This window comes from Pirellulales bacterium, from assembly GCA_036267355.1.
Lineage (GTDB): Bacteria > Planctomycetota > Planctomycetia > Pirellulales > DATAWG01 > DATAWG01.
Map to the genome: position 1 here is coordinate 15374 of DATAWG010000042.1, position 14652 is coordinate 30025.

At 62.2% G+C, this 14652-nt stretch carries 12 protein-coding genes; 2 read left to right on the top strand and 10 right to left on the bottom strand.

Going from position 1 to position 14652, the window contains the following annotated elements:
• Nucleotides 1-8 precede the first annotated feature (8 nt).
• Entirely contained in the window at nucleotides 9-1241 is a 1233-nt protein-coding gene (locus VHX65_06910) for an MlaD family protein (GenBank protein HEX3998259.1), read from the top strand.
• A 35-nt stretch (nucleotides 1242-1276) separates the two neighbouring features.
• Here the strand turns inward: VHX65_06910 and VHX65_06915 are convergent, their stop codons facing one another.
• The 10 genes from VHX65_06915 to VHX65_06960 form a co-directional block, all read right to left on the bottom strand.
• Nucleotides 1277-1672, bottom strand: a complete 396-nt coding sequence (locus VHX65_06915) for a hypothetical protein (protein ID HEX3998260.1) — start codon at nucleotides 1670-1672, stop codon at nucleotides 1277-1279.
• 137 nt (nucleotides 1673-1809) lie between these two features.
• Nucleotides 1810-2442 carry an RNA polymerase sigma factor gene (locus VHX65_06920; protein ID HEX3998261.1) on the bottom strand — a complete coding sequence of 211 codons (633 nt, stop codon included), beginning with the start codon at nucleotides 2440-2442 and terminating at the stop codon, nucleotides 1810-1812.
• A 159-nt stretch (nucleotides 2443-2601) separates the two neighbouring features.
• Nucleotides 2602-3315: a hypothetical protein gene (locus VHX65_06925; GenBank protein HEX3998262.1), complete on the bottom strand. Its 714-nt coding sequence runs from the start codon at nucleotides 3313-3315 to the stop codon at nucleotides 2602-2604.
• Nucleotides 3316-3331: 16 nt separating this feature from the next.
• Nucleotides 3332-5455 carry a serine/threonine-protein kinase gene (locus VHX65_06930; protein HEX3998263.1) on the bottom strand — a complete coding sequence of 708 codons (2124 nt, stop codon included), beginning with the start codon at nucleotides 5453-5455 and terminating at the stop codon, nucleotides 3332-3334.
• 241 nt (nucleotides 5456-5696) lie between these two features.
• Complete coding sequence (locus VHX65_06935) at nucleotides 5697-6557, bottom strand: FHA domain-containing protein (GenBank protein HEX3998264.1); 861 nt, start codon at nucleotides 6555-6557, stop codon at nucleotides 5697-5699.
• Between the two features lie 178 nt (nucleotides 6558-6735).
• Nucleotides 6736-7548, bottom strand: coding sequence for a hypothetical protein (locus VHX65_06940; protein ID HEX3998265.1), 813 nt, complete (start codon nucleotides 7546-7548; stop codon nucleotides 6736-6738).
• 281 nt (nucleotides 7549-7829) lie between these two features.
• On the bottom strand, nucleotides 7830-9323 hold the full coding sequence (locus VHX65_06945) for a sulfatase (GenBank protein HEX3998266.1): 1494 nt from the start codon (nucleotides 9321-9323) through the stop codon (nucleotides 7830-7832).
• A gap of 96 nt (nucleotides 9324-9419) precedes the next feature.
• Nucleotides 9420-10283, bottom strand: coding sequence for a hypothetical protein (locus VHX65_06950; GenBank protein HEX3998267.1), 864 nt, complete (start codon nucleotides 10281-10283; stop codon nucleotides 9420-9422).
• Between the two features lie 68 nt (nucleotides 10284-10351).
• The gene (locus VHX65_06955; GenBank protein ID HEX3998268.1) at nucleotides 10352-11398 is read right to left on the bottom strand and encodes a tRNA-dihydrouridine synthase; all 1047 of its coding nucleotides are present in this window, start codon (nucleotides 11396-11398) and stop codon (nucleotides 10352-10354) included.
• 138 nt (nucleotides 11399-11536) lie between these two features.
• The gene (locus VHX65_06960; GenBank protein ID HEX3998269.1) at nucleotides 11537-12976 is read right to left on the bottom strand and encodes a hypothetical protein; all 1440 of its coding nucleotides are present in this window, start codon (nucleotides 12974-12976) and stop codon (nucleotides 11537-11539) included.
• A 196-nt stretch (nucleotides 12977-13172) separates the two neighbouring features.
• On the opposite strand from VHX65_06960, the gene VHX65_06965 reads away from it, so the two are divergent.
• Nucleotides 13173-14549 (top strand): MFS transporter, encoded by a 1377-nt coding sequence (locus VHX65_06965; protein HEX3998270.1) that lies wholly within the window; start codon nucleotides 13173-13175, stop codon nucleotides 14547-14549.
• The last annotated feature ends 103 nt before the right edge of the window (nucleotides 14550-14652 follow it).

The following is a 14652-nucleotide window of genomic DNA, read 5'->3' on the forward strand; positions in this document are numbered from 1 at the left end:
GTGCGACCATGGATGATCGGATCATGCAGTTTCGCGTCGGTGTCGTCGTGCTCGGCGTCTCGCTGATCGCCGGCGTGATGACGTTGCTGTTCGGGCATTTTCCCGGCAAGCACTACACGATCTACGTCGATTTTCGCAGTGCCCCCGGCGTCGCGGCGGGCACCCCTATCAAGGAAAGCGGCGTGCTGATCGGCCGAGTCACTGGTGTCTCGCTGCGAGAAGACAATCCCGTCGAGCCGGTGCAAATAACCGCGGAAATCGAGTCCCAGTACAAGATCCGGCACAACCAAACCATCCAGGTCAGCAACGGATTGCTGGGCGACGCGGAACTCGATGTCGTCGATTTGCCCGCGCCGCGAATTGTGCCGGCAGCGACACCCTCCCCGGGGCAATCGGCCGAGCCGGCCGCTCCGGCGGAGCCGACGATTCGCGGCCAATCGGGCGACGAAGCGCCGCCCGCTCCAGCCACGCCCCCCGAGCCCGGCGTGCCGGTCCCAAAACCGGCCGCCCCGGCGCTTCCGCCCGCGACGTTCATCCAACCCGGCGAAACGATCAAAGGCGAGTCGGGAGCGAGCCCGACGCAAGAATTCGCCAAACTCGAAGCCGACATGAGCAAAGTCAGCAACTCCCTTTCCGCCGCCAGCGATGAGGTCCGGGTGTTGGCCCACAACATCAACGGCCTGCTCGGCCACGGCGATTCCGAACGGCTCCGGCGCTTGGTCGATAAGACCGAATCGTCGATGGACGCCATGCAGCGCACGCTAAACGACGTCGACAAGATCGTCGGCGATCCGCAGATGCAGGCCGACATGAAGCAGAGCCTCGCCAACTTGCCCGGCACGCTGAAGCAAATGCAGCAATCGTTTCAATCGCTGCAGCAGACGACGGCCCTGGCGGATCAGAACCTGAAAAATCTGCAAGGCTTCACGCAGCCGCTCAGCGACAGCGGCCCCGAAATGGTGAACCATGCCAACCACAGCATCCGCGAACTCGACGAATTGCTCGGCCAATTTACGCAATTCGGCCGCGGGCTGAACAGCTCGCAAGGCACGCTCGGCCAATTGATCAACAACCAGGAGCTCTATCAGCAACTGACCGAAGCCGCCTGCAACATCAACGAACTCACGCACCGGCTGCAGCCGATTCTCAACGACGTGCGCGATTTCACGGATAAGATCGCCCGTCATCCCGAAGTGCTCGGCGTCCGCGGTGCGATCGACCGCAGCCCAGGCATCAAATGAGCGTGTCCGGGCACTTTCAGCGAAGCGCTCGCGGTCTAGCGGCGCAGGTAGCCCGCGCTCGATTGGAAAAACTTTCGACGGCGATGGTCGGCCGTCGATGCCTCGCCATGCTGCGAGCGCAAGTCGGCCAGATTCGCCTGGCAATAGCGGCAACCGATTTTTTCAAGATGAAAGCGAATGTAGGTCGCTGCTTCGTCGGGCAAAACATCCAACAGAAAACTGCCAAGCTGGGTCCGGTTCGGGCATGTCAGCCGGTTGCGGCGCCAGATTTCGCCGAGCGAATGCAGGCCTGCATCGCGCCGGCCATTCACCGCCGCTAGCCGGTCGATCAACCGGCGATCCAGCCGTGCCGCTGCTTCAATCGCTGCCATCCGCTCGGCCGGGAGCGCTTCGTCGACATACGCTTCGAGTTCGGCATCGGAAAACAGCATGGAAAATGTCCGTGTCGTGCGATCGAAACACTAGCCCGAAGCGTCAGCGAGGATGAACTGGTGCAGGTCCGCAATCATCGCAATACCATCTGACACCGAAATTCTGCCACGCGTGCTTCCCAACGCACGGATTCAGTTTATCGCGGTTGCTGCAGTTCAGGAAACAAATCCTCCGACAATCGCTGCTTTATAAGACTCCTTTGCAAGCGGTCGATAAAGTCGAATTTCTGATTGGCCACCGCCTGTTCCGATATGCCGAGTTCCTCGGCCACCCGCTTATTCGGCCAGCCGGCGACAAACAATAATTCCGCGCATTGCACCTTCGGCCATTGCCCGCGCTCGCGCCAACGGTCGAGAATTTCGGCCATGGCCACGGCGAGCGCTTCCGCTTCGACGTGCTTCCGCTGCGCGCTCTGCAATAGGCTGCTCGCTCGGCGGGCAGGAGACGGCGGGTCGAACGAATTGCCGGTCGTGCTGGCCGAAGCCAATGGCAGCGCCGGCCGGCGCCCTTGGCGGCGGAGGTGGTCGGTTAGCTTGTGGGCCGCGATCGAAAACAGATAGCTCTCGAGTGGCCGGGCGGCGTCGTAGTTCGGCAGGCTCGTCAATAGCCCGATCAGCGTTTCTTGAACGACATCCTCGGCGACATCGCGGCGGTGCAGCCGGGCCTCGACGTAGGCCAGCAATCGCCCCTCGAACCGCGCAATCAATTCCTTCCAAGCCTCCGGCTCTCCGGCCCGAATTCGGTCGATGAGTATGGCGTCGGAAGACATTGGAGTGGGTGACAGACAGGGGTCAGTGGCCAGGGGATCAGAGCAGCCGGACGCGCGAGACCGCAAGCGAGCTTCGATCCGCCGTTCGATGTCGAAGCTCGCTTGCGGTTTCGCGCGTGCGCAACTGCACGCCGAACCGGACCCGCGGAACCACGATCTTCACGAACGCACACCGGCCGGCTTCCATCGTAACAGCGAGTACACGCCGCCGAGAAGCAGCAACACCGCGCCCGAGCCGATGGCCGCCACCTGCAACCGCTGGGCAACCATGATTGACCGCCATTGCTGCTCGATCGCCGAGCGGATTTGCCGATCGAACACCAGCAAGACATGCTCTTGCAGCATCGGGCCAAACGAAGCGGTGTTGACTGTTTCGCGGTAGCGATCTTGGATGAGGTGGTTTTCGACCAAGTCGCGATCGAGCTTCACCGTGCCGTCGATGGCCTGCGGGAATTCTTTTTCGGCGAAATCGGTCACGACGCGATCGATCTCGCCCGGCAAGGCTCGATCGCATTCTTCGTTCGTAAGATACGGGCCGGCCGTCGCGGTGGCCACATACACTTCGAGCCCGCCGCGCGATTCCAAATGGGCCGGTCGATCGACCCAGTCGGGCTTTGGTTCGTGGCCATCGTGCGTCGGCGGCGGCGGATTGGGCAGCGGACGGGCGGCGGTTTCCACGGTTCGTGCTTGCGGCGTCGCGGCTGTGCGGTTCCGATGAAACCAATGCCAATCGGAGGATGCCGACCAATCGGAAACGCCCATGTCCGATCGCGAATGCTGGACCGCTCTCAAAAAGCAGAGAACTGCCCCGACCAACAGCATCAAGCCGAAGAACGTGCGAATCGGGCGAAAGAAGAAGAAATGATGGACCATATTGCCCTCCGGGGCGTTACACCGGGATCTTTTTCGGCTGCCAGGCGCCGGCCATTTGCACGGCGATCGACACGGTCGCGGCAAACATCAGCCCCCACGGCTGCGGAAACGGCGCGATGCAATTCACCGCGCCCGCCCAAAACAGCGACACGATCACCGACCAAATGCTCAACCGCGATTGTCGCCGCGGATCGGCCAGCCGCCACCACCGCGGCACCAACCACAGCAAACCGAAATAAGCGAGAAACGCGAATACCGACGGCGCGCCGTCCACCCCGTAAAAGCTTTGCGGAAGGTGGGCCGCGGCCGTCTTGAACGAGTAGTCGTAATGCAATTGCACGAGTAGCGCGGCATGCAGCAGATACGCGGCGAAGCCCAGGCCCAATCCCACCACGAGCATCACGAACCGCCGCAGCGCCGCATCGACCGGCCGGCGCTCCCATAACTTGGCCGGAATCAAAATGCTCCAAGCGGCGATGATCGCCGTTAGCGCGAGCCACGCGTATTGGTTCAGCTCGACGGCGCCATGCGGCCCGCTCATGCGATAAAGCACGACCACTAGCGCGACGACGAACACCACCGCCGTTGCCAATAGCATCGAGCCGATCAGATCGGCCGTTCGCTCGCGCAGTCCCGGCAAAAGGGGCGGCGGCGGCAGCGATTCTTGACGCCAGCGGCGCCATGTCGGGCTCTCATATCGGGCCGGATTCGGGCGCGGCCCTGCGGCGCCGGCTTGCATCACGGGGGGCGATCGCATTCCGCCCGCTCCAGCTTGCACCGGCCGATGCCGCTGGCCGACATGCGCGATCGTCCAACCCACGCGGTAGATCAAGTAGAGCCCGAGACCGCCGACGAGCATGGGAATCCACAGTACCGCCGTATGCAGCAAGACGTAAAGCGCCGCGAGCAGAAGCATCACCCGTTGCCAAGTCGGCAGATTTGCCCCTCGCCACCAGCCATGCATATTGGCCCACACGCCGCGAACAAATTGCGCGATCGGCTCTTCGACACGAGCGGCCACCGCCGCCGCGACCGCAACGGTCGCCGGCGATGCGCCAGGAACAACGTGCGGTGCGGATCCGCCGCCCGCTTGCGCCTGCGGAATCTCGACGACGGCCTGCGCCATCGGCGGCCAAACGCCGGTTGCTCCCCTAGCGCCGTCCATCGGCTGCGCCGGGACATGGCCATTCGGCATTCCGGGCCCGAGTGGCGGCCGTAGCGGCGGCTGCAATCTATCGCGAGCCAATGGCGGCGGCAGGGGCACGGGGCCCAGCGAAGCCAATGTGGCATGCAGCGGCCGCGGCAAAAGCGACATGAACTCCCCGACCGTATGCGGCCGGGCATCGGGATCCTTGGCCAAGCCCCGGGCAATCGCCGTTCGATACGGATCGGCGATCTGCGTCAGATCGGGCTGGGCGGTGAGATGCTTCATCAACACCTCGCCGAGGCTTTCGCCTTCGAACGGCACGCGGCCGGTGATCATCTCATAGAGCATGATGCCCAGGGCGTAGATGTCGATCTCTTTGCCATAGCGGCCGTTGGCCACCTCGGGCGCCATGTAGTGCACCGTGCCGACGCTGCCGGTTTGCCCGCTACGTCGGCTGCAAGAAATGAACTTCGATAGCCCATAGTCGCCGACTTTCACGACCCCTTCGTCGCAAAAGATATTGCCGGGCTTCAGGTCGCGATGGATGATCCCATGATGGTGCAAATAGCCGACTCCGGCAGCAATGCCTTGCATCCAGAACATCACATCGTCGATCGGCAAGCCGTCGGGATGCTGCTGGATGACGCCCTCGAGCGAATCCCCGGCGACATATTCCATCACGACCCAACTCTCGTCGTGATCGTCTTGCCGGATGTCGTAGAGGCTGAGCAGATTCGGATGCTTGATGTTCAAGCATTGCGTGACGCCGCGCAATTCGACTTCGAGATTTCGGCACACCAGCTTCAGGGCGACTTCCTTGCCGCCATCGGAGAGCGCGTAGTAAACCTCGCCGAACCCGCCGCGACCAATGCCGCGCTTGATTGTATAGCCATCGAGCGGACGATCGCCGCTGGCGTAAGAAAACCGAGCGCCGCTGCCCGTGGCGGCCGGGGCCGGTGGAGATTCGAGAGGCTGTGTGGCACGGAGATTCATCGTCGTAGCCCTTTGTCGCGGGCATTCCCAGCACTGGCCCGAAGCGTTAGCGAGGACGAGCCGCCACGCGGTCGTGGCTCTTGGCAGATGATTACCCGCACTCGCGGCGCACCCACGCTGACGCTTCGGGCTACTGTTCCATTCTAAACCGCTGAGCAGCGTTAAACAGCCTTCCGCATCGACGAAAAGTTTTCGTGCTAACCTCTCACCCTCACCCTCACCCTCACGCTCACCCTTTCCGTTATACCGCCTCGAGCGTGAAGGAAAAGCCTTCGCCCACCACTCGGGAACCGAGCCCGACGGGCCCGCGACGCGGATATTTCTTGCCGTCGATCTCTAAATTCCCCGGGGCGCTGCAGGCCAAACCGCTTCCTTCGCGAAACAAAATCACCTGCCCCTCGAGTTCCGGCACCGAAATATGGCTCGATCGCTCGGCGGAAAGGATGCACGTGTCGGCCATCAGCAGCACGCAGTCCGTCGCCGGATGCGTGCGGTGATAAGTCACCGGTTCGAGCCGCGCCGTGGCGCTCAGCGGATGTGGGCGGCGAAATCGCAGCCGCACGGCGCCGAGTTCGATCGTGCGGCCGTCGTCGAGCGTAGTCGGCTGGCCGAGCGTTCGGCCGTCGAGCCGCGTTTCCCGCAACGGTTCCACCCAATACCCTTCGCCGTCCCGCTGAATCACGGCATGCCGTCGCGACAAATCGCCCAAAATCGGCACGTCGATCATTTCATTTGCGGTTTCACTCGCCGCCTCCTCCGAGCCATTGCCTTTCGCGCCGTCCGGCAGCGACTGGCCAACCACCACGCGATCGGCCATGCAAACCAAAAACCCGCCGACCGCATCGACCCACAAAACGAATCTGGCCCCGTTCGACGCCGCCCGCCGGACACTCGTCCCTCGCCCTTCGCCCCTCGCCCCTAATCCCTTGCCTTCCACTTTCTTATCCTTTCGTCCGAGAATCGGCAGCAATCGCCGCCGCCAATCGGAATGCTCGATCGATGGCGAGCCGCGTAGCTGCTCGACCACCGTCTGCACTTCGCTCCAGCGTCCGAGCCGCAATGCCCGCTGCAAACTGTCAACAAGCCGCCGTCGATCGTACATTGTAGGAGGCTAAAGGCTTGAGGCTACGGACGAAGGTTTGAGAAGGTGGAGCCCGCACCGCTAGCAAGGGAGTGTTGCATCGCCCCGCCGGGCCATTTCTTCGCACACGGGCCGCTTCTTCCTTGCTAGCGCTGCGGGCTCGGGATGCGTGGCACCGGCGCCGCCCGCATGCTGCAAATTACTTCTGTGTCGTTTCGCTCGTGTCGGCCTTGGCCAGTTTGCCTTGCTCGGCCGAGAAATATTGGCCCACTTGGTCGACGATGTTCGCCGGTGTGGTTTGATCCAACGGAATCTCGTCGTGCAGGCTGCTCTCGGCATTGACCATCTTCTCCGCCACTTGCAGCCGCGTTCGCAGATCGGTGACCAATTCTTTCACGCGGCCGAGTTGGCTGTCGTCGAACTGATAATTGCTCGTGGTCTGGGCCACTTCGACCATCTTGTTGCGGGCCTCGAGGTTCTCGACATCGACTTCCAACTGCCGTTTGGCGGCCAACATGCCTTCCAGCTTTTGCCGGGCCGCGTCGAGGCTCTTTTGACGTGCTTCGTGCATCTGGCGGAGGCTGCCAAGCGTGGCATCGGCCGTCTTGAACCGTTCGAAGCGATTCGCCAAATCGGTTTTCACCTGGTCGATCGTATAGCTCCGGCCGCCGTAGGTGAAATGATCTTGGGCGCTCGAGGCATCGGCCTTGAGCCGCATCAATTCGGTGCGGTCTTTGGCCAGCCGTTGCTCGGAATCGGTGATTTGGTGTTCCAACTGATCGACTTCGACCTCTTCCTTGGCGATGACGTGCATATTCCGCTGAATGTCGGGCACGAGATCTTTCACCATCTTGCGGGCCCGATCGATCTGGAATTCGACTGGCACGCTTTGCTCGACCGAATCGGTGACTCGGCTCCAGCAGGTGGATACATAGCTAGCGGCGCTGCGGCCGAACACGAACATGCCCAAAAGCCCCAGCCCGACGGTGGAGAAAACGACTCGCTTGATCATGGCAACGACCTCCTGATTAAGACGCTCGGCGAGCGTGAGATTCGGTTCGGCAGACCGCCAGCGAAGCCGCAGCACCAGCCTGCCATACCGATGATTCGCCGCTTGAGAGAAAATATTGGGGGGCGGGCGAAAATTTTTCTGCCCCGGCGGTGCGGTGCCGCGGCGGCCGGTGTTGGAGTTCACGCTTTAGCGTGTTGGCCCGCCAGCACGCTAAAGCGTGAACTCCAACCGACTAAATTCCTTGCTAGCGCTGCGGGCTCGGGCTCCCGCCGCCGAACGGATCAATCGTATTCGATGTCGCTGCGCTTCAAGAGCGGTTGCGGGTGTTTGACGCGGCCAGGCGGGCGGACGCCGGGACCACGGCCTTTGATGCCCAGGTCGGCATCCATCTGTTGGACATAGCCTTGCAAGCGTTTGACGATCTCCGGATGTTGGGCGGCGACGTCGGTTGTCTCGCCGATGTCGTTATCCAGGTTGAAGAGAATCGGCGTGAAGGGTGCATTCGGATGCGCCGGCTCTTTGTCGACTCCATGTTCGATTTGCCGGGCGATCGCGAGTTTCCACGGCCCGGAGCGCACCGCTTCCAGCCGGTTGCTGGAAAAGTAGAACAGTGCTTCGTGCGGCGACTGCTTGCTTTTGCCGGAGAGCAACGGCCAGATTTCTTTGCCGTCGATCGGCCGCTCGATGGGAACCGTGCCGCCGGCGAGTTTGACGAGCGTGGGCAGAATGTCCATTTCGCTCATCACGGCGTCGTTCACCGTGCCGGCAGCGATCTTGCCGGGCCAGCGAGCGATCGTCGGTTCGCGCATGCCCCCTTCCCAGGTCGATGATTTTCCGCCGCGCAACGGCCCGGCCACGCCGCCATTCTTGCCTTGGCTGCGCCATGGGCCGTTGTCGCTGGTGAACAGCACGAAGGTGTTCGCGTCGAGATTCAAATCGTGCAGCGTGTCGAGCACTCGTCCGGTGCTCCAATCGACTTCTTCGACCCAATCGCCGTAGCGGCCGTTATTGGATTTCCCCTGAAATGCTTTGCCCGGATGCAGCGGCACATGCACGGCCGTGTGCGGCAGATAGAGAAAAAACGGGTGGTCTTTGTTGGCCGTGATGAACTTGATCGCTTCGTTCGTGTAGAGCTCGACGAGCTTGTTCTGCTCGACGGGCGCTTCGATCACTCGCCTATCGCGCACGAGCGGCAACGGCGGCTTGGCGGCTCCCGGCTTGCCGCTGCCGCCCATATCGTTGGAATAGGGCAGGCCCAGGTAATGGTCGAATCCGTGCTGCGTCGGCAAGAACGCGGGCTGGTCGCCCAGATGCCATTTGCCGATGCACATCGTGGCGTAGCCCTCGACCTTGAGCAAATCGGCAACGGTTCGCTCCGACGAGCTCAGCCCGATCGGGCAGGCCGGAAAAATCACGTCCGGCAGCGAAACGCGTTTGGCATAGCAGCCGGTCATCAGTTGCGCGCGCGAAGGCGTGCAGACCGGGGCGGCATAGAAGCTGGTGAGCTTCATTCCTTCGGCGGCCATGCGATCGAGCCGCGGAGTGCGGTTGAGTTTCGAGCCGAACGGTCCGATATCGCCGTAGCCCATGTCGTCGATCAGGATAACGACGAAATTCGGCTTCGGCGCCGCAACTGCATTTTCCGCCGAAACCTCTCGGCAAAGCGACCCAAAGACGGCGACAGCAGCAATGGCGAACGCAGTTATTCTGCATGCTAAAGTTCGCGGCAAGCCGAAGGGAATGCCCCGGCTTGCCCGCGATGACGTGCAAATCATTGGTCACCTCCAACGAGTGGCCTCTTTCAAGTCGCCATTGCCAAGTCGCCATTGCCAAGTCGAAGGCAAATTGCGGCTGCCGCGTCAGGAGCCCAGTTAACGAGGGAAATCTTCCGTGGTAATGCCCCATGCATGCCGCTCCATGTCGTAGCCGACCGGATCATGCTTGCGAAGCTCGGCATTGACGAACGGGTAAAAGTCGTTCGTGCCGAAAAAGGCTTCGCTGCTTTCGGCGAAATATTCCATCGGATTCGTGGCAGCATAGGCCCGTTCGACTTTGAATCCGCGCCGCAAAACAGCGTCGTAAAGTTTCTCATCCATCGCATGCTTGTAGGCCGCCCGCACTTCGGCGTTCTCATAGCCATCCGGCAAGAAGCGATCGTGGTAGCCGTGCGACAGTTCGTGCAGCACCATCCAAGGTTGGTCCAGTGTCCAAATGAGAAAGTTCCGCGCGTTGGCCAATTCGACGCAACGGGCCTTGTCCGGATTCATGCCGTGTTCCGTAAGCCAGCCGGCATCGGGATGGTAGGCCATGCAGGGAGTGTGCTTTTCGAACAGCTCGACCCAGATCGGGACTTGGCGAATCTTGCCAAGGGCCGGTTCCGGCACAATCCGAGTGATGTTGTAGAGCTGAACACTGAGCTGCTTTATTGTCTTCTCATAGACATCGGGTGTGGCCGGCCGGAATTTCTTGTTCACCAGCACCTTCCAGCCCTCGATCCGCTGCACGTCGTATTGATCGGTCTTGTCGAATGTCGACCTGCCGGGCTTCGGCGTACCGGGTTTTGGCGTTTCCGCTGCTTCGCTCGCCGATTTCGGGGATCGGGCGTTTTCGTTCGCCGCCGTGTTTGCGGATTTCGACGCGTCGGACGATTGCGGTTCTGCTGCCACGCGCCCCTGAACCGCAAGAGCGATCAAAATTCCGATCGTGGCCATCGCGGCAAGCAAAAAGCGATTCATCGAAATCCTCCGAAAGCTCAAACTCAGGGCATGTGAAAATGAGATTGTTTCCGGCTCGACCGGCCATGTCAAACCGCTTCGGCATGATTCGCATGGCCGAGCGGCGAATCACGGAAATCGCGCGGAAAATGGTCTTCGACGGCGGCGAGAAATTCCTGCGGCGTGCAAACGCGCGCCACGGCAGCGCGGAAATCGCGGGCCCCGCGGCGACCGTGGGCGTAGCAACAGGCGAATTTTCGCATCAAAAGCGTTCCCCTCTCGACACCGAAACGGCGGCAAACCAAGTCATAATGGCGAACCAACAGGGCCCGCTCCTCGGCGAGCGTCGGATCGGAAGGGACCGGTTCGCCCCGCATCGCCGCTTGCGCCTGGCGGAACAGCCAGGGCTTGCCGAGCGCTGCCCGGGCGATCATCACTCCATCGACACCGTAGCCCGCGAACGCCGCGACCACTTCGTCCGCCGTACTCAGATCGCCATTGCCGATGAGCGGGATTCGCTTCAGGTGTGGTTTGATTTCGGCGATGCGATCCCAATCGGCCTGACCTTTAAAAAAATCCTGCGCCGTTCGACCGTGAACCGTTAGCGCCGCGCCGCCTGCCGACTCGACCACCGTTGCCACTTCGATCGCGCGAATCGAACCGCGGGTGCAGCCGAGGCGGATCTTGGCCGTAACCGGCGTCGGCGCGCAAGCGGCCGCGACTCGTTCGACAATCGCGCCGATCCGTTGCGGTTCGTTTAGCAAATAGGAGCCGCTATGCGCTCGTTCGGCCACATCGCGCACCGGACAACCAAAGTTGATATCCACGACGCTGACCTTCAATTCGTGGGCCAGCTTCGCCCCGACCGCGGCCAATCGGCCAGGATCATTGTCCCAAATCTGCACCGCCAGCGGACGCGCCTCGTCGGCAACTCCCCATAGCCGGTCGGGCAACTCGCCTTCGGATTGTTCGCGGCCCAAAAAACCCTGGGCGCAAACCATCTCGGTCGTCTGCAGCCCCGCCCCGCCGAATTCTCGCACGACCTGCCGATACGCATAGTTCGTGAACCCGGCCATCGGAGCCTGAAGCACCGGCGGATCGACGACAACCGGGCCAATGCGAAGGGGAGGGTACATGCAATGACGAATGAGCTAATGAACGAATGACGAAAGAAGGACGATTGCCGAAGCTCGAATGCCTAATGGTAACCGCCGGGCTCGCATTTCGTCACGCGTCCTTCGTCGCATTCGCCGGCGTTCGCCAGACGCCATTCGTCATTTTCCCGCGGCCGGTCCGAACGGATTCGTGGCGTCGCTTGGCGGCGTCGTCGTCGAGGGCGTGATGGTGGTTGGTGTTGCGGGCGTTGCACCGAATGGCGGTGCAGCAATTGGCGGCGCCGCCGCCGGGCCCGTGCCCGGCGGAATGGTTGCGGGCGGAATGGTTCTCGGCGGAGAAGTTGTTGGGGATGGCGCGATTGGGTTAAAGGGGCTGGCCGGCGGAGTCGAGCCGTTGGGGTTCGCGGCGCCATTCGAACCGCTGGTCGGATTCGAGCGCAGGGCAGGGGAGCCGCCCCCGGTCGCCGCCGTCGCCGGCGCAGGGCGAGCGCCGCGGGGCAGCGCCGGCTCCATGAGCGCATTGCCGCCTGTCGGCCGATCCGCCGGTGGCACGCTCGTCGATGCCGGTCCGCTCGAAGCCTTCGATACCGGCTTCAAGCGAATCAGCATGCCGATCACTCGTTCGGTCGGTACACCGGGTTCGACGACCGTCAAGGCATATTCAGCGATATCGAGGTTATAGTCGCGCACCGAGGCGAGAAACGATCGCCGCTGGCGGCTCAGGTCGGCCTCGCACGTCAACAAATTCTGCAAGTCGGTTGGGCCTTTGGCGCGAGCATCCTCGGTGGCGTGCACCGCGCTGGCCGCGGCCTGCACGGCGGCAACGTGCGTTTCGATCGCTTCGCGTCGAATCGGTAGCGTGCGATCGATGAGCCGCATGCGAGGCGGTGGAACCCGGCCGGCATAAATTGTATCAAAATAAGTGCGATACGCGCCCACAAGCGGCGGATCGTCGGTGAGCGGCAGCGGATTCGTCGCCGGAAGATTGAGCAGATCGGCCAATTCTTGCTGCGCAGTGACCGCGCCAAGCTTGGCCTCGAGCAATCGTCCTTGCGCGCTGGCGCGGGCGGTGGCCAGAATCGTTTGATCCGTTGCGGCAGCTCCGGGAGAAATCTGCTCCAAAGCGTCGGCTTCCTCGACGGCCCAGTTGTAGTCGCCTTGTGCGGCCGAAAGCTTCCAATAGGCGCGGGCGATGGCAAGTTGGGCCGCACGATTCGCCGCGAAGGGCGCGATCGCCTGCAAAAGCGTCAACGGGCTTCCCGCCAGCGGCGATGCCTTCGGAGGCGTCAGCGCGTGGTTCAGCAGATCGGCGGCCGCCATCGATGCGGCCGCGGAAGCAGGATCGACCAGATCACTCGCGGCCTTATTCGGATCGCCGGCGGCCACTGAGCCGATCGGTTGGTCGGCCGATGCCGGTCGCACGTTCTTATCGACGATCGTGCCGTGCGACGCTGCCGGATCGGTCGCCGCGTCGGAACGGTGGACCATTACCGACTTCGTTCCTTGCAAGGTGTCGGCAGATGCAACCGGATCGGCCGCCATCGATTGCCCCACCAGCGCACAACTCACGATGAGCGAGATAAAACGAATGCGAACCATCGATTTCAAGCTCCCTCGAATGCACGTTTCGCCGCACGACATCGTCGAGCGGCCTTCCGCTTCATAGCCTGACAGCTTCGCTTGCGCGAGTCAATCCAAACGTGATTGCCGTCGCGGCGAAGCTCAAAAGCTGCGTTGACAGGGTGCGCCCGCACGATTGCACCAATCGCTACCGCATGCGATAGTTGCTTGCTTCATGGCAAAGTTTAACGCCTGGCGGGGGGCGATTATGACGGCGAATGGCCGACGCGGCGCTGGCGAAGTTCGACGGTTGGCCGACCTTTCCAGCGAGCAATGGAGATCAGGCATCGCGGCCTGGCTCGGCTGGCTCTTCGACGGCCTCGACATGCACTTATACGTGCTCGTCGCGTCGCCGTTCGTTGCAGAATTGATCGGCGCGGGCAGCGAAAAAGACCCGGCAGTCGGATTCTATAGCTCGTGGATTCAGGCCGCATTCTTGATCGGCTGGGCGCTCGGCGGCGGGCTGTTTGGCTTGGTAGGCGACCGGCTGGGGCGCAGCCGCGCCTTGATGCTCACGATCTCGACCTACGCCATGTTTACCGGCCTCTCGTTCTTCGCGCAAACGTGGTGGCAGCTTCTCATCTTTCGTTTCTTGGCGGCGCTCGGCATCGGCGGCGAGTGGGCCGTCGGTGCGACACTGCTATCGGAAACCTGGCCACGGAGTTGGCGGCCCTGGCTGGCGGCGGTGTTGCAGACCGCGGTGAATGTCGGCGTTATGGTGGCGGCGCTCGTGGCGTTCGTGCTGTCGGGGCCGGGGCGGGAGCGCTATGTGTTTTTGGTGGGCGTGGTGCCGGCGCTATTAGTCGTGTGGATTCGCAAAGCGGTGCCGGAATCGGCGCAATGGGAGCGCGATAAGGCAGGGGCGGCCGAAGCGGCGCCCCGATTCCGCGAGCTGTTTCGCGGCTCGGTGTGGCGCGTCGGTTCACTGCGGCGCACAACGGTGCTGACGTTGACGGTCTGTGCCTTGTCGCTCTCGGCCCATTGGGCGTTTCTCTTTTGGTTCGTGCAATACATGCGGAATCTGCCGGATCTGAATTCCTGGGACGACGGGGCGAAGGGGCATTTCGTCGCCCAGATGTATTGGCTCGTCATCGGCATATCGATTTTCGGCAACTTCTTCGCGGCGTGGCTCGCTCGCTGGCTGAAATATCGGCGAGCGATCGCGCTATTGTGCTTGTGCTACGGCATCGCGATGGTGGTCACGTTCGGCGTAGCGCGCCTGCACGATCAACTGTGGATCGGCTTCACCGCCATCGGGATCTGCCAAGGAGTGTTCGCGCTGTTCACGATGTATTTGCCTCCGCTGTTTCCGACGCTGCTGCGAACGACCGGCGCCGGATTCTGCTACAACATCAGCCGCATCGCCGCGGGACTGGGCACCGTCGCCTTCGGATTGTCGGCCCCCAACGGCGACCACCGCCTGGCGCTGTTTTACGCCGGCTTTCTATTCTTTCCCGCCGCGGCGGTCGCCTGGATTTTGCCCGACATTTCGGACGAGCAAGGCGAGCCGCTCTCGCCGGTCAGACGAGAACAAGTCGAGTTGGTGGACTAGGTGGACTAAGCGCAGTGCGGTTCGCCCTCTTGCTTCGGCCGAGCCATTATCTAGAATCATTATTGATTTCAGAGGTGTTTTCTTACGCGTTCGAGAGTGCGGA